Genomic DNA, 19,069 nt, shown 5'->3' on the forward strand with positions numbered 1-19,069 from the left:
ACAGTCAATCCTATACGTCACTTACTCTGACATCATTCTTCCATCGTCGAGAGGTCACCCGCTTCAAGATTTAGTTCCCACGCCTTCAAGACACGGCGCATGATTTTACCACTCCGGGTTTTCGGTAGCTTGTCTCGGAAGTCAATCTCACGTGGCGCCGCATGTGCTGCCAGCCCTTCTTTGACGAACGCCTGAATTTCTTGTTTCAATTCTTCAGTCGGTTCATAGCCGTCTCGTAACGAAATGAAGGCTTTGATGATTTCACCACGTACTGGATCCGGTTTCCCGATGACACCGGCTTCTGCAACTGCCGGGTGCTCGACAAGACGACTTTCAACTTCGAACGGTCCCACCCGTTCTCCTGCCGTCATGATGACATCATCGACGCGTCCTTGGAACCAGAAGTATCCTTCATCATCCATATATGCAGAATCTCCTGAAACGTACCATCCTTTGAAGAAGTATGATTCATACTTTTGTGGATTATTCCAGATTTGCCGCATCATGGATGGCCACGGTGTTTTCAAAGCTAAATTGCCCATTCTAAACGGAGGTAACTCATTCCCTTGATCATCGATGATTGCAGCTTTTGTCCCAGGAATCGGTTTCCCCATCGACCCTGGTTTGATGTCCATCGATTTGTAGTTGCAAATCATCATTGCCCCTGTTTCCGTCATCCACCACGTATCATGGATGCGTTGGTCGAATGCTTCTTTTCCCCAACGAACGACTTCTGGATTGAGCGGTTCTCCGACGGATAACACGTGCCGTAAGCTCGACAAGTCATGTGTTTGTGCGACGTCTGCGCCGGCCCCCATCAGCATCCGGAATGCGGTCGGTGCACTATACCAAACCGTTACCTTGTATTTTTCAATGACACTGTACCAAAACTCTGGATTGAACCGACCACCGACGATGACATTCGTCGCACCATTTAAGAACGGGGCAAAAATCCCATAACTCGTCCCCGTCACCCAGCCTGGATCTGCTGTACACCAATAGATATCATCTTCCTGAAGGTCAAGAACCCAACGTCCGGTCATCATGTGTTGAATCATAGCATTTTGAGCGTGTAAGACCCCTTTTGGTTTTCCCGTCGACCCAGACGTATAATGTAAGATGAGACCGTCTTCCCGGTCGAGCCAAACCGGTTCGAACACATCTGACGCGGACTCGAACGCTGCCCGGAAGTCCAGTAGCCGATCTGTCGTCTCGATGTCTTCATCGACTAAAAAGACGGATTCGAGTGTCGATAACTCTTCAAGCGGAACACGTGGTAATAATGCTTTCGTCGTAATCAACATCTTTGCTTCAGAATCAAGCAAGCGGTCGCGTACAGCTTGTTCCATGAAGGCTTCAAACAACGGACCGACGATTGCTCCGACTTTCAAGGCACCGAGCAACGCAAAATAAAGTTCTGGCGAACGTGGCATGAAGATAAAAATTCGGTCTCCTGCTTTGATTCCAGCATCCGTCAAAACGTTTGCCGCTTTGTTCGTCAAACGTTTCATGTCAGCATACGTAAAAGTTTGCTCCGTCGTTCCATCAAAGTAAATCAGAGCTTTTTTATTCGCTCGTTCACCTTCAGCATGACGGTCAATTGCTTCATGGGCCATATTGACTTTCCCCGTCGTTGCCCATGAAAAATATTGTTCCGCTTCTTGCCAATCGTATGACGCCGATTCATTATAGTCGGATAACCAATGCTTACCCGGAAGCGCTTTCAAAACTTTCATCTCTCGTTCCTCCCCTTCTCTATACTCCTCTCCATTATAAGCTAGTTATGGTGTAGTTCAATCGATTGCCGTTAATTTGTTAAAAAATCCCTCTCTTTCCGCAACTCGCTTCGGCTATAATAAAGAGAAAGGTGGTGACGCTTACATGTTTGAAAAACAATTCAATCATCGTACTCATGAAACATCGCTCGGTCCAGTTGAAATCGAAGGACCTGTCGCGAGTAAACAACTCGCCACTTACCTCCTCGATGACGGTTTAACTGCCTTCAGGCAACCGAAAGAGCAGCATCAAGCGCTCCTTGAAATCGCGGATTTAGATGAAGGACGGATCATTATCGCTAGGCAAAATAAAGAAATCATCGGCTATGTCACATTCCTTTACCCTGATCCCTATGAGACATGGAGCGAAGGAAATAATCCATATATTTTAGAGCTAGGTGCGATTGAAGTGTCTGCTCGTTTTCGCGGTCAACAGATTGGTAAAAAGCTTCTCGAGGTATCGATGCTCGATCCGGCCATGGAAAACTACTTAATCTTGACGACCGAGTATTACTGGCATTGGGATTTAAAAGGCAGTGGACTATCTGTTTGGGATTATCGAAAAATCATGGAAAAGATGATGAACCACGGGGGTCTCGTCTTTTTCCCGACCGATGATCCAGAGATTGCATCGCATCCGGCTAATTGTTTAATGGCACGTATCGGGAAACATGTCGCACCAGAAGTCGTCGCTCATTTCGATGCTTTACGGCTCCGCCGTCGCTTCATGTACGATTAAAGGAGGAATAGCATGTTAATCGAACAAATCATGAAGACGAAGTGTATTACGATTCAACCAACAAATTCTATTGCGCATGCCGCAGAATTGATGCAACGTCATGAGATTCGCCATATTCCCGTGACAAACGCCCGTCATGAACTTGTCGGTCTCATCGGTTTAAAAGAGCTCCAAAGTGCAAGCAGTGTCTTTCATCCAGATACCCTTCACGTTGATCAACAAAATTCCGTTTCAAGTATCATGCAACAAACTCCTATCACGGCACACCCGCTTGATTTCATTGAAGACGCCGCGATTTTATTTTATGAACATCGCTTATCTTGCTTACCGATTGTTCGGGGACGGCGTCTCGTCGGCTTAATGACAGAAACCGATTTGCTTCGGACATTCGTTCAATTAACAGGAGCGCTCGAGCCGAGCTCACAAATCGAAGTGCGTGTTGAAAATACAGCGGGTACATTAGCAAAGATTGCGAATTTACTCGCCAAAACGAATATCAATATCTTAAATGTCCTCGTGTATCCTACGCCTGATCCGTATGTCCGCATCGTCGCTTTTCGTGTCCAGACGATGAATCCGATTCGAATCATCGAAAAGTTACGGAAGGAAGGATTCGATGTACTCGGTCCCGACGTCAGCCGATGAAAGAGTTTGCTTATATTTACAGTGAGGAAGAAACGAATTATCGTTTTTCCGATACACATCCTTTCAACCCAATTCGACTGGACTTGACCGTCTCTCTCTTAGAGACGATGGGGGCACTCAAGGACGTCGACTGTATCGCACCACGTCGCGCAACGGATGAGGAGTTACGACTCGTACATGATGCCGATTATATTCAAGCCGTCAAGCTGGCGGGTCAAGGTGAACTGACGCCAATGAAGGCACAGATGTATGGGCTAGCAACAGAAGATACACCCGTCTTCCCTGACATGCATGAAGGTGCCGCACTACTCGTCGGTGGAACAATTGAGGCTTGCGAACTCGTCTTGTCCGGACGATATAAACGGACATTTCATATCGCGGGTGGTTTGCACCATGGTTTTCGTGGTCGTGCTTCAGGCTTTTGTATCTACAACGATACAGCAGTCGCCATGGCGGCGATGATTGAAAAATATGCGTGTCGTATTCTTTATGTCGATACCGATGCGCACCATGGCGATGGTGTCCAGTGGGCTTTTTATAATCGTTCCGATGCCATGACGCTGTCACTGCATGAAACAGGACGTTATCTCTTCCCGGGGACAGGTATGGTGACAGAGCGCGGATCTGAAGAGGGTTATGGCTTCAGTTGGAACATTCCATTTGATGCTTTTACGGAAGACGCTTCGTTTTTACTCGCCTATCGGACTGCCTTGTTCGAAGCCTGTGAGTTGTTCCAACCTGACTTGATCATTACGCAAAATGGTGCCGATGCCCACGCGCTTGATCCATTGACTCACTTGTCGCTCACGATGAAAAGTTATGAACAAATTCCACAAATCGCTGTCGAAGCAGCAAACCGTTATACGAAAGGCCGGATTGTCGCTTTAGGCGGAGGTGGATACGATTGGTACCGTGTCGTTCCCCGCGCCTGGAGTCAAGTCTTCGCAGCTTTGACAAATCGTGCACCATTTAGTGGGGACCTCCCGAAAGACTGGATTGAGCGATGGACAAAACAGAGCACGACGGTTCCGACCACGTGGGCAGATCAATTGCCAGTGTACCCTTCGATTCCCCGTCGACCTGAAATCGAGGAAAAAAACTGGGAAACCGTTAAACGACTCCTATGGCCATTTATCGATGACGCGAAAAAAGACCGTTTATCAGAAGCTTCACCCTACTCGAGTGATTAAAAATTGTACTGTACTTTTCACATATACTTCGTTCGGATTTCACAAGTTATTGGTATACTAAATAAGGTTTCAATACTTTACATAGTAAATGAATAATTGGGGGACTGAACATGAAGAAAATGATGGGGATAAGTGTTGCCGTACTTGCAACTGGTCTATTTCTTGCAGGATGCAACAATAGCGACGAAAAGGCGATGGACCACGACGCGATGCAAGGTAGTGGGAAACCGGCAGTCGACGTCAAAGTAGTGGTTCCAGCAAAAACGATGGCTGATGAAAAGGTCATATTTAAAGCAACTGCTGTCGAAGATAAAAAAGCAGTCAATGTAGAAGATGTGACGTTCGAGATTTGGAAAGCAGACGAAAAAGATACTGCTCATAAAAAAATTAAAGCTACTTTGGAAAAAACCGGCTCGTACCAAGCAGAAGCAACACTCGCTGAGGGCGAATATGAAGGTCTCTATCATATTAATGATAAAAAAGGTCTACATCATATGGATAAAATTTCTTTCACTGTGATGGATCATTCGCATGAAGAAGCTTCACATACTGATGCTGAGCATGATCATGCTTCGAGCGAAAACCTTGCAGTCCACTATATGGGGGCAACGAAAGTCACGGCTGGTGCGACGCTCCCTGTATCGTTTCATATCTTTGAAGATGGAAAAGTCTTAAAAGCAGACGTTCAAGTCGAAGTCATCGAAGAAGGCGTCGAAAAACATACCTACATCCCGTTGACGCTGAAAGACGACATGTACGTCGGCCAAGTCAAGTTAGCACATGCCGGTCAAACGACGGTCCAGCTCCACGTCGAGAATGATCAGTTGCATCATCATCAAGATCAACTTATTACCGTGACACCCTAAATAATTTAGAACAAAACAAAAATCGTCTTTTTTCCTAGACTCGACTAGGAAAGAGGACGATTTTTGTTTGAACATCATGAACGTGTAGAGTCCCGGTGCTCAATCCGGTGCGGTAACGTTACATCATTTGTTTCAATTTCTTCTTGATTCAAGATTTTAGTCAACAGACGCATCGAAACTGCTCCGATATCATACATCGGTTGCACGACAGTCGTCAGCTTCGGACGAATCATCGTAGCGAGACGTGTATTATCGTGTCCGATGACTTCGAAGTCTTCAGGAACACGGTGACCTGCGTCCTGTAAGGCATGAATGACACCGAGAGCCATTTCATCCGTCCCAGCGAAAATTGCACGTGGGCACTCTTCACCGAGTTCAAGCAGTTGGTTCATTGCCTTCATTCCTGAATCATACGTGTAGTTTCCTAAAACGACATTTTGTTCGTTAAACGGAAGATTGGCTTCTTCCAGGGCATTACGGTACCCGGCAAATTTCTTCTCACCGTTAATCTGTTGCTCGAGTGGACCCGTGATGAACCCGATCCGTTTATGTCCATGATCGATCAATGATTTGACGGCGTCATATGCCGCACTCTCGTAATCGATGTTGACAGCAGGAAGATCATAGTCTTGATTGAGCGTCGCTGCTAATACAATCGGAACAGGGGATGTTTTGAATTCGCGGACTAAATCTTCATGAAGGCGTCCACCCATGAAAATGATGCCATCGACTTGTTTTCCGAGCAACGTATTCAAGAGATGGATTTCTTTTTCACGATTTTGATCGGAGTTACATAAAATGATGTTGTATTTGTACATCGTCGCGACATCTTCAATCCCACGCGCTAAATCGGCAAAGAAAATATTTGAGATATCCGGTACGATAACTCCGACCGTCGTCGTTTTTTTACTTGCGAGTCCACGTGCGACGGCATTTGGGCGATACCCGAGTTGATCGATTGCATCCTGGACTTTCTTGCGCGTTGATGGCTTGACGTTCGGATTTCCGTTAACTACCCGGGAGACAGTCGCCATCGAAACAGCGGCTTCGCGTGCTACATCATAAATTGTAATATTACTGTTCAAAGCAAATTCCTCCTTATTTAAACAATCATTTCGTTTTCATTCTCATTTTCATTTTTAGACAACACGAAAGGAAGACAGGAAAAGATATCTTTCTTTTCCCATTCTTCCTTCATTGTAAAACGTTTTCATTCGCTATAGGTTACCCTTTTTACAAAATCATTGAACGTTTAGTGCCGGAAAAGTTGACGTTAAGTTTTCGACGAACGCATCGAATTCTTTAAAATCAAGTTGTTGATTCGCATCAGACAGTGCCAATGCGGGGAATGGATGCACTTCGACCATGACGGCATCCGCCCCAACAGCATATGCAGCTTTCGCCGTCGGTAAAAGAATATCTTTTCGTCCTGTCGAGTGTGTGACATCGACCATGACAGGAAGATGCGTTTCTTGCTTCAAGATGGGAACAGCAGAAATATCAAGTGTATTCCGTGTCGCGCGTTCGTAAGTACGAATACCGCGCTCGCATAGGATGACTTGATCGTTCCCGCTCGCCATGATGTATTCAGCTGCGTACATGAACTCTTCGAGTGTTGCTGAAAGACCACGTTTTAAAAGAACGGGTTTGTTCGTACGCCCGACTTCTTTTAACAAATCGAAGTTTTGCATGTTACGTGCACCGACTTGAATGATATCAACATATGGTAAAGCAGATTCAACGGCACTCGGCGTCATAATTTCGGTAATGACATGTAAGTTATGCGCATCTGCTGCTTTTTTTAACATCTTCAATCCTTCTAAACCGAGCCCTTGGAAATCGTAAGGCGATGTCCGTGGTTTGTATGCCCCACCACGCATGAAACGAACACCATGCTTTGCAAGCTGTGCGGCTACTTCAAAGACTTGTTCCTCACTTTCAACGGCACAAGGCCCAGCAATCAGTTGTTGGGATCCGTCACCGATGACATCATCTCCAACACGGATAATCGTATTCGTTGGTTTTTGTTTACGTGACACGAGCAATTTACGTGTCCGGTCTTCCCCCTGTAGTTCAAGTGACGCTTTAAAAATCTCTTTGAACATATGCTGAAGGCGCCCATTTTCAAAAGGACCATGGTTATTTTCGGCAATCGACTCAAGCATCTGACGTTCACGAACCGGGTCGTAACGGTCGAGCCCTTGCGCACGTTTTACTTTACCGATTTCGACGGCGATTTCGCCCCGCTTGTTGATTAATTCTAGTAAATCAGCGTTCACTAAATCGAGTTCATCGCGTAAACGTTTTAATTCTGCTTGTTGATCCATCTGTCTACCACTCCCTAATCAGCATATAGCTCGTAATAGCAACTAATTATAGCTGACTTCATGCAGATTGTACATGATAGAACTACTCGAACCCATTCTTTTTTTTGATGTGCTCTTTTCAAATCAAATTATACAAAAAAATAAAACGTATTAGCTATTAAAAGCAGCTAATACGTCCAATAAATTATTTCTTCGGTTTCTTCTCGTGCGTCATATCTGCTTGCGGGTCGTTTTCCTCAGCCTCATCTTCTTGATCTTCTTCTAGATCTTCACGCAGCTCAGAAAGATCAGCGACGGTTTCTGTATCGAGTTGTTCCGCAACAGCAGCTCCGTCGACTTCTTCACCGATTTCTCGTTCGATGTCTCGCACGAGTTGTTCTGCTTCTGCAAGTGCTGCGTCAATGCTTGCCTGGTCTTTTTCAAAACCAGCGTATTGCGCCGCTTCTTGAACAGTTGAATTTTTTTTCGCTTTTTCGATGACCGGTGCTGCTTTATCTTTTGCCAGTTGAATCCATTCGCCGACGAGCGGCTCCGCTTTTTCACGGACCACTTGCGTCTGTTCATTCAAGCGTTGACGTGCAGGAGCTGTACGCTCATCGAGCATGCCACGCATCTCGCTTCCTGACTTCGGACTTGAAAGTAACGCAGCGGCTGCACCAATCAATCCTCCAACGATGATGCCTGCTAAGAAGCCGCCACCTTTTGAAGAATTTTGGTCCTGGGCTTGGTATGGGTGTTGTTTTGTCATGATTTACGATCTCCCTTCAATTCATCTGGAATACTTTCAACATCCGGCACTGACACGACTTCCGGTGTCGCCGGTGTATCTGCCTGTTTACGGAAACGGCGGCGTTGTTTTTTCTCCACCGTTGTCGTAGCCGTACTAGAAGATGAAACAGGTTGACCTGATTCCGGTTTATTCTTTTTAAAGAGTTCAACAGCGACTGAACCCCAACGAACCGCTTGAGCAATCTGTTCTTTATTCGTATCTGCTGCCCCTGCTACTGTATCAGAAACAGTTCGAACAGAATCCGTCACTTTGTTTAGCGATGTGCCTAACTCTTCAATCGAATTCGCAACCGGTGCAAGGAGCTCTGTTTTTTCTTCGATTGTATCGACAAGACGATTCGTTTTATGTAGCAACGCCGTCGTCTCCATCATAATTCCGTCCAGCTGGCGTTCAAGCCCTGCTGTCGTGTCTGCGACATTATTTAGTGTCTTGCTTGCTGCACCAAGTACGCGCGCAAGGAAGATAACGAGCACTACGAATGCGATCGCAGCGACTAGTCCGGCGATACCGCCTAATGTGATTTCCATGATTCATGCCTCCAATTTCTTTTGCTAGTGTCTTGTTGGTAGTTCGACGTATCTCGAGTCGTTCCTGCTACTCCAATTGGTTTATTTCCGTTACAATGATAGATGAAACCTACATACGCAAATTAGAGGGGGAACTATTCATGCGCGATCCACGTCTTACACAACTTGCAACGAACTTAATTAATTATTCTGTTGCACTGGCTCCTGGTGAAAAAGTTTTAATTGAAAATTTCGGAATTGAGCGCGAATTGGTCGAAGCACTCGTTGATGCTGCCTATGAAGCAGGTGGACTTCCATTCGTCCTGTTGAAAGATAATCGTATTCTACGAAAATTATACCGAAATGCATCAGAAGAGCAACTTCAATTGATGGCTGACATCGAGCAAAAGCAGATGCAAGCGATGGACGCTTATATTGGCTTGCGTGCCGGCGATAACATCAATGAATTATCTGACGTGCCATCGGACAAGATGAAGTTATACGGACAAACATTAGGGAAAATGCATACCCAAGATCGTGTCAAAGGAACCAAATGGGTCGTTCTCCGCTTCCCGACCGCTTCAATGGCTCAACTTGCCAACCAATCGACAGAAGCGTTTGAAGACTTCTACTTTGATGTCTGTACGCTGGATTATGAGAAAATGGGCACTGCGATGGAACCACTCGTCGAGCTGATGAACAAGACCGATCGTGTCCGCCTCGTCGGGGACGGGACAGATTTAACGTTCTCGATTAAAGACATCGCCGCTATCAAGTGTGCCGGTAATGCGAATATTCCGGACGGTGAAGTCTTTACGGCCCCTGTCAAAGATTCCGTCAACGGCGTCATTTCCTATAATACACCGTCACCTTATCAAGGCTTTACGTTCGAAAACGTCAAATTGACGTTCGAAAACGGAAAAATTGTTGAAGCAACGGCGAACGATACGGAGCGCATCAATCAAGTGTTTGATACAGATGCCGGTGCCCGTTTCGTCGGTGAGTTTGCGATTGGTGTCAACCCATTCATCCAACATCCGATGAAAGACATTTTATTTGACGAAAAAATTGATGGCAGTTTCCACTTTACACCAGGTCAAGCTTACGCTGAAGCCTATAACGGAAACGATTCTTCGGTCCATTGGGACTTGGTCAACATTCAACGCCCGGATTATGGCGGCGGTGAAATTTGGTTCGACGATGTGTTGATTCGTAAAGATGGACGATTCGTCCTTCCCGAACTCGAAGTCTTGAACCCGGAAAATCTAAAATAAGTAGAAAACGGATGGCCGAATCCTCTAAGGATGCAGTCATCCGTTTTTGTTCACTTATTTTTTTAGTGTCGCACGCAACATCCAAATTTGTTTTTCGATTTCTTTTGCTTGAGCCAGTAAATCATCTTCGACCGTCACGTCTTGCGCCTCTAAATGTTCAATCGCTTCCAGCATTTCCTTACGTACTTGTTGGAAGTCGCTGATGACGGATTCAACCATCTGATCGGCAGATAAGCCAGATTTGGCTTCTTCAAGCGTCGTCTGCTCCAAATATTCTTTCATTGTCGCTGAAGGATTTCCATTGTTCATCAACAGTCGTTCTGCGACAACATCATATTGCTCAGATACCCACGTGTACAATTCCTCTAGTTTGACGTGTAACGTCAAAAATTCTGGTCCTTTAATGTACCAATGATAATTATGGAGTTTTACGAATAAAACACCATAGTTTGCAACTTGTTGGTTTAGTGCTGTTTTTGCGTGATTACTAATCATCTTCGATTACCCCTCTCACGAATTGTAATTTGTTCTATATCATCTTTATCCTTAAATAACATAGAGTAAACATCTTTTTGTGGGGATTCCCGTGAGGTTCTTCACAAACTCTCATTACTTTTGACGTTTTAACCCCTTCAGCATGTATCCCCCTTTAAAGTCGACCGAATCGAAAGCAACGAGGAATGCTTTTGGTTCATATTCTTCGACTAAACCACGCAATACTTTCATCCGCGTCCGTGCTGCAAGTACATCGAGCCGGTACCGGACGCCGTCGCGTCCCTGTCCTTGGTAATGGGTGACACCAAATCCGTTATCGCGGATGACTTGAATCAGTTCAGCCGGAAACTCTTGTGTATGGACTTGAATCATGTTGTAGCCAATCGCAAGTTTTCTTTCGACGAAGCCACCAATTAAAATACCGAGCCCGAATCCGAGTGCGTAGACGACCATTCCAAGAGTCGTCAAATCACGGAATACGACGCCTAAAGCAAAGATATAGATTAACGTTTCGACCGTCCCGAAGACTCCGGCGATGACGGTCCGTCCTTTGACGAGCATGATTGTCCGAAGCGTCAGGACAGGCACGTATATGAGCTGCAATAATAAAATCAAGAAAATTTGTCCCATGTGATTGATTCCTTCCTAAATTAACATACCCTCACTATTCCAAAATTCAATTCAAGATGCAATAAAAAAATGGTTCGGCGTACGTCATCTTTTCTTAACTTCACGAAACCGACAAAAAAGGCATGGATGCCTGAATGCACCCATACCTTTTACTGATGAAACATTTTATTTTGTTCCTTCATACTGCTGTTGGTACGTTTGGATATCCCCCGCACCCATGAACAATAGAACAGCATTGTCATGTTTACTCAAAATCGAGACGTTATCTCGCGTCAAGATGTCAGCGTTCGGAATCTTCTCTTGGAGATCCTCAATCCGAACTTGCCCTTCTTGCTCTCGCGCCGATCCGAAAATCTCACAGAGATACGTAGCGTCCGCTTCCCGAAGTGATGTCGCAAAATCATCCATGAATGACTTTAGGCGCGTGTACGTATGCGGTTGGAAAATCGCGATGACTTCCCGGTCCGGATATTTTTTACGTGCCGATTCGATCGTTGCACTGATTTCTTTCGGATGGTGTGCATAATCATCGACTAAAACTTGTGATCCGAAATTCGTTTCACTAAAGCGACGCTTAACTCCTCCGAATGAAGACAGACGTGCTGCGACATCCTCTTTATTCAATCCTTCATATTGACAGATCGCGATGACCGATAAGGCATTCAAGACATGGTGTTGACCGAACCCTGGAATCAGGAACGTACCGTAAAAGTCATCCCGTAAATAAACATCGAATGATGTTCCGTCTGGTGTTGATGCGACATTTTCAGCGCGGAAATCATTGTTCTGTCCAAAACCATAGTAGAGGACAGGCACATTCGCTTGAATGTTTTGAAGATGTTCATCGTCTCCACACGCAATGATGGCTTGCTTGACTTGCATCGCCATCTCCTGGAATGCTGAAACAACGTCATCAATTCCCGTAAAGTAATCCGAGTGATCAAAATCGATGTTCGTCATGATTGCATAATCCGGCTTGTAGTATAAAAAGTGACGTTTGTATTCACATGCTTCAAACACAAATGCTTTTGCCTCTTCGACGCCAGCCCCTGTACCATCACCAATCAAAAATGCAGTTGGCGTGATTCCGCTTAAGACATGTGACAACAGACCTGTCGTCGATGTTTTACCGTGTGACCCTGTGATTGCGACTGAACGATATTCGTCTGCTAGGTGACCTAAAAAATCGTAGTAATGATAAATTGTTAAACCAAGTTCATTTGCCCGCGCGATTTCTGGGTGTTCATCACCAAACGCATTTCCTTGAATGATGATTTGATCTTCTTTGATGTTGTCAGCGTTAAACGGGAAAAACGGAATACCTTTCGCCCGTAAAGCGTCCTCAGTAAAGATGTGTTTTTCGATATCAGAACCTTGTACTTGATGGTTCATCTCATGTAATACTTGGGCAAGTGCACTCATTCCAGTCCCTTTAATCCCAACAAAATGATAATTTGTCATATAAAAGCCCTCCAATTCACGTTCCGGTTCGTACCATCGGGCTTGGGTACAAAACCTGTACCATTATAGCAAACCGACTTATTTTTTACCATGTAAATTATTTTGTTCACGTCGTGCACGATACATCGCCATTAAGTCTTTAGTTGTCATCACAACGTTGACAGGCGGTCCAACAGGTTTCTTGACTGCACTTGACTGTACTTGTGTTTTTTCTTCAGCGCGCTTTTCCGTGAAGACATGTTGTTCTTGAACGGTTTCCGTCTCAAGGACACGTTCGACGATGTTTTCCGAAGAAAGTTCATCTCCGTTTTCGACGGGAGGTGGTACCGTGTCTTCACTTAAAGATGTCACTTCTAATGATTCATCTTGTTGTTTTAATTCAGTAACCGGTTCTTCTTCAACTGGCTCTTGTTCCGTTAGAGCTGAATCAAAAGATTCTACAGCAAATGCTTCAGTTGATGACTCGATTGATGGGTCAGGGTTGAGTAGTTCAGAATCCGTCACTGGAACAAGACCTGCGTCTACTTCGGTTAAGTCCGTCTGTTCCATCGTCTCGATCCCTGACGCTTCAATTGTTTCATCTGTCATGTTCTCAAGCGCCTCATCGGTTTTTCCCTCTTCTGATTCACTTGAAACGTCCATTTCCGATTCAATCGAAGTTACATCTTCTTGGATCGACCGTTGCTTTTTAGGCCGTTGGAATCCGTAAATAGGCGATGGAACATCCGTCAACACGAAGCGATCTTCTCGCTCTTCTTTTTTCGGTCGTTCGACTGGAGTCGTCTCTTTTTCGCCCGCTAATTCCCGTCGAATCCGTGCCGCTTGTTCCTTCAATGACTGTTCGTAACGATTGCTCATTCCTTCACCCCTCCATCTTGTTAAAAAATCGGCCGAATCAACGGCCGATTAAGAATGCCTCTCCAGTATGTGCTGAATCCTCTAATACAAGAATTCCTTTTTCTTGTGGTGCGTCTGGTAATGCGAGTTCACGGGCAGAACACAGCATCCCGCTTGACGGTATACCTCGAAGTGCAGAAGGTCGAATGATTAAACCGGATGGCATGACCGCTCCTGGTTTAGCAACGACAACTTTTTGTCCTTCTGCGACGTTCGGCGCGCCACAAACAATTTGAAGTGTGTCTCCGTCCACCTCGACTTGGCAAATCGATAGTTTATCCGCATCCGGATGTTTTTCACAAGAGCTAACGTATCCAACAACGAATTTTGGTGAGTAATCGATGTCATCGATTACAAACGTTACGCCGTTGTCCGCTAAAACGGTTTGAATTTTTTTGACGAGTTCGGGTGTCAGTTCAACTGGTCCGACTGCATTCAATTCAAATTGCTGTGACGCTTCAAAGATATTGTATCCAATCACGCGCTCATGATGGAAAATCGTCGCGACAGCACCTGCACGTTCAGCCGTAACTTCCGCTCGTGGTGCATCTGCTAAGATGACCATCAAGACGTCACCGACACCTTCTTTATTATAAAACACATTCATTCAATCCATGACTCCCTTCAGACTTTCTCACAATGCTTATTGTATCAGATTATTCAAGGTTTCGGATGCTTGTTTTTCGCAAGGACGAAGACCGGTTCAAGATTTCCGTCTTCATATAGGAATGGGAGTGCCGTAACCGGTACACGTCCATTTGTGAAGAAGTCAAACATTAACTGTTGCAAGACATCATAGCCCGCGTCATTTCGGATATCCGCAAAAATTAAGACGTCCTGATGAGGAATCCCAATCGAAAATTCGCCTGTCACTTTGTCTGCATAATCTGCTAACAATTGTTTGTTGAGGACGCGGCTAGCCTCATAGCCATCTCCTGTACTCAAGAAATAAAAGACATTTCCTGCGACTTCATCGACCTTGAATGGTGCTTCGAGCGACTTCAAGTTGAAGCGTGCTGCTTCAGACAAGTGTTCAGTCGTCCACCCCGCCTGTTCAACTAAATCTTCATCAATTAGGCGGTAGGTCGCTCCTAAGTCAAGAGCATACATGATTTTTGTTTCACCCGTATGTGGCGTACTGATGATTCGTTTGCCATCTTTTGTTTCGTCAGCGAACGACTTCGCTCGGATGACTGGTAATACTTTTTGTTCATTTCCGACTAATGAGACAGGCTCCGTTTGTTCCAGAACCGCTTTGATGTACTCAATCGTCTCTTCAACAGCAATGACACCTCGCCGCTTTGCCTTTGCGACGAGCGGGTTTAATCCAAGGTCAACGCCCGTCCGGTCTTGTTTTCGTTCAATCCGAAGGACCGATTTTTCACGATCAAAGTACGTCGTATAACGTTCTTCTTCAAATGCTTCCGTCACCATGCGGCGAATTTGTTGCAGTTCCATGGGTCATTTCCATCCTTTCTTAATGAAAAAAAGCGAGACAGCGCTCGCTTTCGTGTCAGACTGTTTCTAAAAATTCGGTCACTTGTTCAGGTGTTTTACGTTCTTTTCCGACGTAACGTCCTGTTTCTTCGTTTCCACGATAGGCAACGAAACTCGGAATGCCGAAGATGTCCATTTCCTGGGCAATTTCCATATGTTCATCACGGTCGACGTAATAAAATTCAAACTCACTGAATTTACTTTCAATCTCTGGCATGAACGGATCAAGAAAGCGGCAGTCCGGGCACCAATTTGCTGAAAAGAGAAAAACAGCATTTCCTTGCTTCGCTGTTTCAAATAGTTGTTGAGAGTCAAGTTTTTTCATCGTAGTTCCTCCTTCGATTACTTCTTAATTTCATTGGGTACATCATAGCATATTCGAATGTTTCTGTGCGTTTTCATGCTCTGTTTGCTATACTTCAACTAGAAAACGCCTTGAAAGGAAATCACTATGACGGACCAACCTATTAAACATCCATTCGAACGTTTCGTCGGCTTCGTCGGAATGACGAGTTGCCTTCGCTACGGTTACTCTTTTATCGATTCTGAACGAGGATTACCTGAGATTTTAGCATTCTTAGTTATCGGGTTTGCGATTATCCTTGTCCTTGAAGCACTCGGGAAACGTGTCGCCCGAAAGTTACCAGTCGTCCGGATGCGTTACTTGACCCCCCTCTATTTAATTTATCTCTACGTATTTCTGACGAGTTTCTACTCGAGTTCGTTCGGTTTTTCTTTATAATGACAAAAGGGACTGACTTAAAAGCGTGAACGACTCTCAATTAATTAGAAATGGCCGACGATCCCGTGAAAAGTGGGATCATCGGCCATTTGATTGATGGAGGACGGAAACGTCCGCCACAAGGATTATTTTTTTGACTTATGAGTCAGCCCTTTTTTTAGATTCAATAGTCGATTTTTAAATCGCCGTCCTTAATACGTCCATACCGGTACAGTACCCGGTAAATTAGATAACTGATGATTGCCGGAGCGACGAAACATAGGATGCCGACAGCAAGATAATATTCTGTCGTGAAGCCCATTATCTTCAGTACCATCAATGGACCAACTAATCCGCTCGTCCCCATTCCAGAACCCGCCGGATTACTTTCGAGACTGAACAAGACTGTCGCGAATGGTGCCAACAACGCACCGGCAAGCGTCGGGGGAATGATCGTCCACGGATTACGGATGATGTTTCCGACTTGAAGCATCGATGTCCCGACCCCTTGTGCAATCAATCCACCAATCCCGTTATCACGATAACTGATGACACCAAATCCAATCATTTGGGCTGCACAACCGATCGTCGCTGCCCCTGCGGCTAATCCATCCAGTCCTAACATGATGCCTAAAGCAGCACTTGAAATGGGCGCTGTCAATGCGAGTCCCATGACCGTCGCAACAAAAATCCCCATCAGCAGCGGTTCGCGTTCCGTTCCCCAGCGAATGACTTCTCCGAGATCTGTCATCAACGTTCCAATCCAAGAACCGATATACTTCCCACTGAAAAAGCCGATCACTAACGTAAGTAAAGGTGTCACGATAATATCGAGACGCGTCGTTTTTGAAAACAGTTTTCCGGACTCCGTCGCAATCAACGCCGCGATATAGCTCCCGGCAGGTCCGCCTGCTTCATAACCGAACGCTCCGACAACGACTGCTGAAAATAAAATCAACGGCGGTGCCTCTAAAGCGAACGCGACAGCAACACCAATCGCTGGTCCGGTCAACGCAATCGCTTGATCCCCAATCGTGACGAGAATCGATGCATCGACTCCACGTGTCACCAACCCGTCGCCAATCGTTTTCAGAATCAATCCCATAATCAACGAGCTAAATAAACCGAGCGCCATATAACTGAGCACTGTAATGAAATAAATCCGAGGGCTTAATGATATTCCTTTATCTTTTAACAAGTCGCCACGTCCTTTTCGTCAAATCAACGTTATTATAACAAATTCCCCATAAAAGAAAACACAAATGTTATTTCATCTGACAAGACATGTGTTTCGCGAAAAAGAAGGTGAATTTGTCCATAGAGACAAATCCACCTTCCGGATTGCTTACTTCACTTGTAGTGTCGCCAGTGTCGTCGCATCCAATTGCGTGACGAGTTTTTTCAACAACTCTTTCGCCGCATCGTAGTCATCCGTATGCATGATTGAAGCATGCGTATGGATATAGCGAGCCGGTAAGCCAACGACCGTCGTCGGAATCCCATTGTTCGAACGATGAATGACACCGCCATCCGTCCCGCCCGCTCCAACATAATACTGATACGGAATCTGATTCGATTCTGCCGTATCAAGTACATAATCCGTCATTTCCTTCGATAGAATCATGACGCTATCCTTGATGCGTAACAAAGGACCTTGACCAAGTTGACCAAACTCCGTTTTATCACCTGAAGCATCGTTCGCTGGTGAAGCGTCGACAACAAATGCGACATCCGGATCAATCATGTTCGTCGCCGTCTGTGCTCCGCGTAATCCTACTTCTTCTTGGACAGTTGCACCAGAGAATAAGACATTCGGATGATCGGCTGCCTTCGTCTCTTCAAGCAACTCAATCGCCATCCCGACCCCATACCGATTGTCCCAGGCTTTCGCCATGATTTTTTTCGGATTCGCCATCGGTGTGAACGGGAAGAATGGAACAGCCGGAATTCCTGGTCGGACGCCAAACGATTCCGCTTCTTCTTTTGAATCCGCCCCGATATCGATAAACATGTCTTTGATCGCCATTGGTTTATTCCGCACTTCCTCTGTTAAGAGATGTGGCGGTGTCGATGCGATGATTCCCGGAATGATTCCATGATCGCCGCAAATCGAAAAGCGTTGTGCAAGTAGAACTTGACTCCACCAACCACCGAGCGGCTGAATCCGAAGCATCCCGTTCTTCGTGATTTGTGTGACCATGAAGGCAACTTCGTCCATGTGACCTGCGACCATCACTTTCGGACCATCGGCCTGACCCGTCCGTTTACCGAAAATCGATCCGATACCATCTGTAACGATTTCATCCGTCACCGGTGTAATCCGCTCTCGGACGAACTGTCTGACTTCATGCTCAAACCCCGGAGCCCCGTTCAATTCCGTCAATGTTTTAAATAGATCTTTTGTCTTTTCATTCACTATGTATCGCCTCCTATTTTTCTATTATACAAAAAAATGCTTCAATCACTTAAGCTTTTGTTTCTATCTTGACGAATTATTTGGTACAGTAGGTATAGAAACCTGTAAGGAGGGGAAATTTTAATGAAAAAACGCTATTGGATTATCGGTTTGGCAGCAGCTGTCGTTGCAACTTTCGCAGTTAAGAAGGCTGTCGACAACAAACAACTATCTGCCGAGGAAGCTCTCGAAATCACGAAACGCACATTTTCAGCAAAAGGACGTGTCCAAGGTGCATGGATCTCTGCAACACCAGAGGCGTACGCATATGAGTCACGTGACTACCAAAGCTACAAAGGTGGCATCTCGGTCCTTGAAGGTGACGATGAAAAAACGTATCAATTCACAGTTGATGCAGAAACAGGCGCTTTACTCGAATACGCATAATATCGGGACCATACTTCGTCAGTCGAAGTATGGTCTTTTTTTAAGGAGCGAACTTTCATGAACCTACTCGGAACGATTCTTGTTTTACTTGTTGCCCTTGAACATTTCTATATTTTAGCTCTTGAAATGTTTTTCTTATCTTCAAAACCAGCCCTTCGTACGTTTGGACTGACGAAGGAAATCGCAGCAGATCCACGCATCAAAACATTGTTTGCCAATCAAGGATTATACAATGGTTTTCTTGCTGCCGGATTGATTTTCGGTCTTGTCCTTGATTCGTCTGTCATTCAACTGTTTTTCTTAAGTTGTGTCATCATCGCCGCCCTGTACGGTGCAGCGACAGCAAATGTCTCGATTCTCTACAAACAAGGACTGCCTGCCATTTTGGCATTTCTCGTCGTATTATTTTTTTAG

Annotated in this window: 22 protein-coding genes; 8 read left to right on the plus strand and 14 right to left on the minus strand. The window is 45.3% G+C overall.

Translation table 11 applies throughout. From position 1 onward, the window contains the following. Nucleotides 1–32 precede the first annotated feature (32 nt). Nucleotides 33–1,736 (minus strand): acetate--CoA ligase, encoded by a 1,704-nt coding sequence (gene acsA / locus AC0VYQ_RS11490; protein ID WP_214807228.1) that lies wholly within the window; start codon nt 1,734–1,736, stop codon nt 33–35. Nucleotides 1,737–1,881: 145 nt separating this feature from the next. On the opposite strand from acsA, the gene AC0VYQ_RS11495 reads away from it, so the two are divergent. The 4 genes from AC0VYQ_RS11495 to AC0VYQ_RS11510 all read left to right on the plus strand — a co-directional run bounded on the left by AC0VYQ_RS11495 (nt 1,882) and on the right by AC0VYQ_RS11510 (nt 5,215). Continuing rightward, nucleotides 1,882–2,514, plus strand: coding sequence for a GNAT family N-acetyltransferase (locus AC0VYQ_RS11495; RefSeq protein ID WP_159173470.1), 633 nt, complete (start codon nt 1,882–1,884; stop codon nt 2,512–2,514). A gap of 12 nt (nt 2,515–2,526) precedes the next feature. Continuing rightward, a complete protein-coding gene (locus AC0VYQ_RS11500) occupies nt 2,527–3,159 on the plus strand; it encodes an acetoin utilization AcuB family protein (protein ID WP_029331172.1) in 633 nt (210 codons plus the stop codon). Further along, nucleotides 3,156–4,349 carry an acetoin utilization protein AcuC gene (locus AC0VYQ_RS11505; RefSeq protein WP_088837630.1) on the plus strand — a complete coding sequence of 398 codons (1,194 nt, stop codon included), beginning with the start codon at nt 3,156–3,158 and terminating at the stop codon, nt 4,347–4,349. The genes AC0VYQ_RS11500 and AC0VYQ_RS11505 overlap by 4 nt, the downstream gene beginning before the upstream one ends. Nucleotides 4,350–4,459: 110 nt before the next feature. After that, complete coding sequence (locus tag AC0VYQ_RS11510) at nt 4,460–5,215, plus strand: FixH family protein (protein WP_475403596.1); 756 nt, start codon at nt 4,460–4,462, stop codon at nt 5,213–5,215. 74 nt (nt 5,216–5,289) lie between these two features. Here the strand turns inward: AC0VYQ_RS11510 and ccpA are convergent, their stop codons facing one another. From ccpA to AC0VYQ_RS11530, 4 genes are all read right to left on the minus strand, one after another. Further along, a complete protein-coding gene (ccpA, locus tag AC0VYQ_RS11515) occupies nt 5,290–6,300 on the minus strand; it encodes a catabolite control protein A (RefSeq protein WP_214802058.1) in 1,011 nt (336 codons plus the stop codon). A gap of 156 nt (nt 6,301–6,456) precedes the next feature. Continuing rightward, nucleotides 6,457–7,542: a bifunctional 3-deoxy-7-phosphoheptulonate synthase/chorismate mutase gene (locus tag AC0VYQ_RS11520; RefSeq protein WP_088837633.1), complete on the minus strand. Its 1,086-nt coding sequence runs from the start codon at nt 7,540–7,542 to the stop codon at nt 6,457–6,459. Between the two features lie 184 nt (nt 7,543–7,726). Further along, complete coding sequence (locus AC0VYQ_RS11525; RefSeq protein ID WP_475403597.1) at nt 7,727–8,290, minus strand: YtxH domain-containing protein; 564 nt, start codon at nt 8,288–8,290, stop codon at nt 7,727–7,729. After that, nucleotides 8,287–8,859, minus strand: a complete 573-nt coding sequence (locus AC0VYQ_RS11530) for a DUF948 domain-containing protein (RefSeq protein WP_475403598.1) — start codon at nt 8,857–8,859, stop codon at nt 8,287–8,289. The genes AC0VYQ_RS11525 and AC0VYQ_RS11530 overlap by 4 nt, the downstream gene beginning before the upstream one ends. Nucleotides 8,860–8,999: 140 nt before the next feature. Between AC0VYQ_RS11530 and AC0VYQ_RS11535 the strand changes: the two genes are divergently transcribed. Continuing rightward, nucleotides 9,000–10,112: an aminopeptidase gene (locus tag AC0VYQ_RS11535; protein ID WP_475403599.1), complete on the plus strand. Its 1,113-nt coding sequence runs from the start codon at nt 9,000–9,002 to the stop codon at nt 10,110–10,112. Nucleotides 10,113–10,166: 54 nt separating this feature from the next. On the opposite strand, the gene AC0VYQ_RS11540 is transcribed toward AC0VYQ_RS11535, so the two are convergent. The 7 genes from AC0VYQ_RS11540 to AC0VYQ_RS11570 all read right to left on the minus strand — a co-directional run bounded on the left by AC0VYQ_RS11540 (nt 10,167) and on the right by AC0VYQ_RS11570 (nt 15,417). Next, nucleotides 10,167–10,607, minus strand: a complete 441-nt coding sequence (locus tag AC0VYQ_RS11540) for a Dps family protein (protein ID WP_029331180.1) — start codon at nt 10,605–10,607, stop codon at nt 10,167–10,169. Between the two features lie 114 nt (nt 10,608–10,721). Next, nucleotides 10,722–11,237: a DUF5698 domain-containing protein gene (locus AC0VYQ_RS11545; protein WP_088837636.1), complete on the minus strand. Its 516-nt coding sequence runs from the start codon at nt 11,235–11,237 to the stop codon at nt 10,722–10,724. A 165-nt stretch (nt 11,238–11,402) separates the two neighbouring features. After that, nucleotides 11,403–12,698 carry a UDP-N-acetylmuramate--L-alanine ligase gene (murC, locus tag AC0VYQ_RS11550; RefSeq protein ID WP_475403600.1) on the minus strand — a complete coding sequence of 432 codons (1,296 nt, stop codon included), beginning with the start codon at nt 12,696–12,698 and terminating at the stop codon, nt 11,403–11,405. 78 nt (nt 12,699–12,776) lie between these two features. Beyond that, nucleotides 12,777–13,556, minus strand: coding sequence for a hypothetical protein (locus tag AC0VYQ_RS11555; RefSeq protein ID WP_475403601.1), 780 nt, complete (start codon nt 13,554–13,556; stop codon nt 12,777–12,779). 37 nt (nt 13,557–13,593) lie between these two features. Next, nucleotides 13,594–14,202 (minus strand): YtpR family tRNA-binding protein, encoded by a 609-nt coding sequence (ytpR, locus tag AC0VYQ_RS11560; protein WP_475403602.1) that lies wholly within the window; start codon nt 14,200–14,202, stop codon nt 13,594–13,596. Between the two features lie 53 nt (nt 14,203–14,255). After that, nucleotides 14,256–15,053, minus strand: a complete 798-nt coding sequence (locus AC0VYQ_RS11565) for a DUF1444 domain-containing protein (protein ID WP_088837640.1) — start codon at nt 15,051–15,053, stop codon at nt 14,256–14,258. Between the two features lie 55 nt (nt 15,054–15,108). Beyond that, nucleotides 15,109–15,417 carry a thioredoxin family protein gene (locus tag AC0VYQ_RS11570; protein WP_029331186.1) on the minus strand — a complete coding sequence of 103 codons (309 nt, stop codon included), beginning with the start codon at nt 15,415–15,417 and terminating at the stop codon, nt 15,109–15,111. A 126-nt stretch (nt 15,418–15,543) separates the two neighbouring features. Here AC0VYQ_RS11570 and AC0VYQ_RS11575 point away from each other — a divergent pair, with 126 nt between their 5' ends. Continuing rightward, nucleotides 15,544–15,834: a hypothetical protein gene (locus tag AC0VYQ_RS11575; protein ID WP_029331187.1), complete on the plus strand. Its 291-nt coding sequence runs from the start codon at nt 15,544–15,546 to the stop codon at nt 15,832–15,834. A gap of 163 nt (nt 15,835–15,997) precedes the next feature. On the opposite strand, the gene AC0VYQ_RS11580 is transcribed toward AC0VYQ_RS11575, so the two are convergent. Next, nucleotides 15,998–17,011, minus strand: a complete 1,014-nt coding sequence (locus tag AC0VYQ_RS11580) for a PTS sugar transporter subunit IIC (RefSeq protein WP_475403603.1) — start codon at nt 17,009–17,011, stop codon at nt 15,998–16,000. A gap of 147 nt (nt 17,012–17,158) precedes the next feature. Then, nucleotides 17,159–18,229: a M42 family metallopeptidase gene (locus tag AC0VYQ_RS11585; protein ID WP_088837642.1), complete on the minus strand. Its 1,071-nt coding sequence runs from the start codon at nt 18,227–18,229 to the stop codon at nt 17,159–17,161. A 123-nt stretch (nt 18,230–18,352) separates the two neighbouring features. Here AC0VYQ_RS11585 and AC0VYQ_RS11590 point away from each other — a divergent pair, with 123 nt between their 5' ends. Both AC0VYQ_RS11590 and AC0VYQ_RS11595 read left to right on the plus strand, forming a co-directional pair. Further along, complete coding sequence (locus AC0VYQ_RS11590; protein ID WP_029331190.1) at nt 18,353–18,655, plus strand: PepSY domain-containing protein; 303 nt, start codon at nt 18,353–18,355, stop codon at nt 18,653–18,655. Between the two features lie 57 nt (nt 18,656–18,712). Next, the gene (locus tag AC0VYQ_RS11595) at nt 18,713–19,069 is read left to right on the plus strand and encodes a DUF1304 domain-containing protein (RefSeq protein ID WP_029331191.1); all 357 of its coding nucleotides are present in this window, start codon (nt 18,713–18,715) and stop codon (nt 19,067–19,069) included.

Source organism: Exiguobacterium sp. QJM3NY_9, assembly GCF_056173545.1.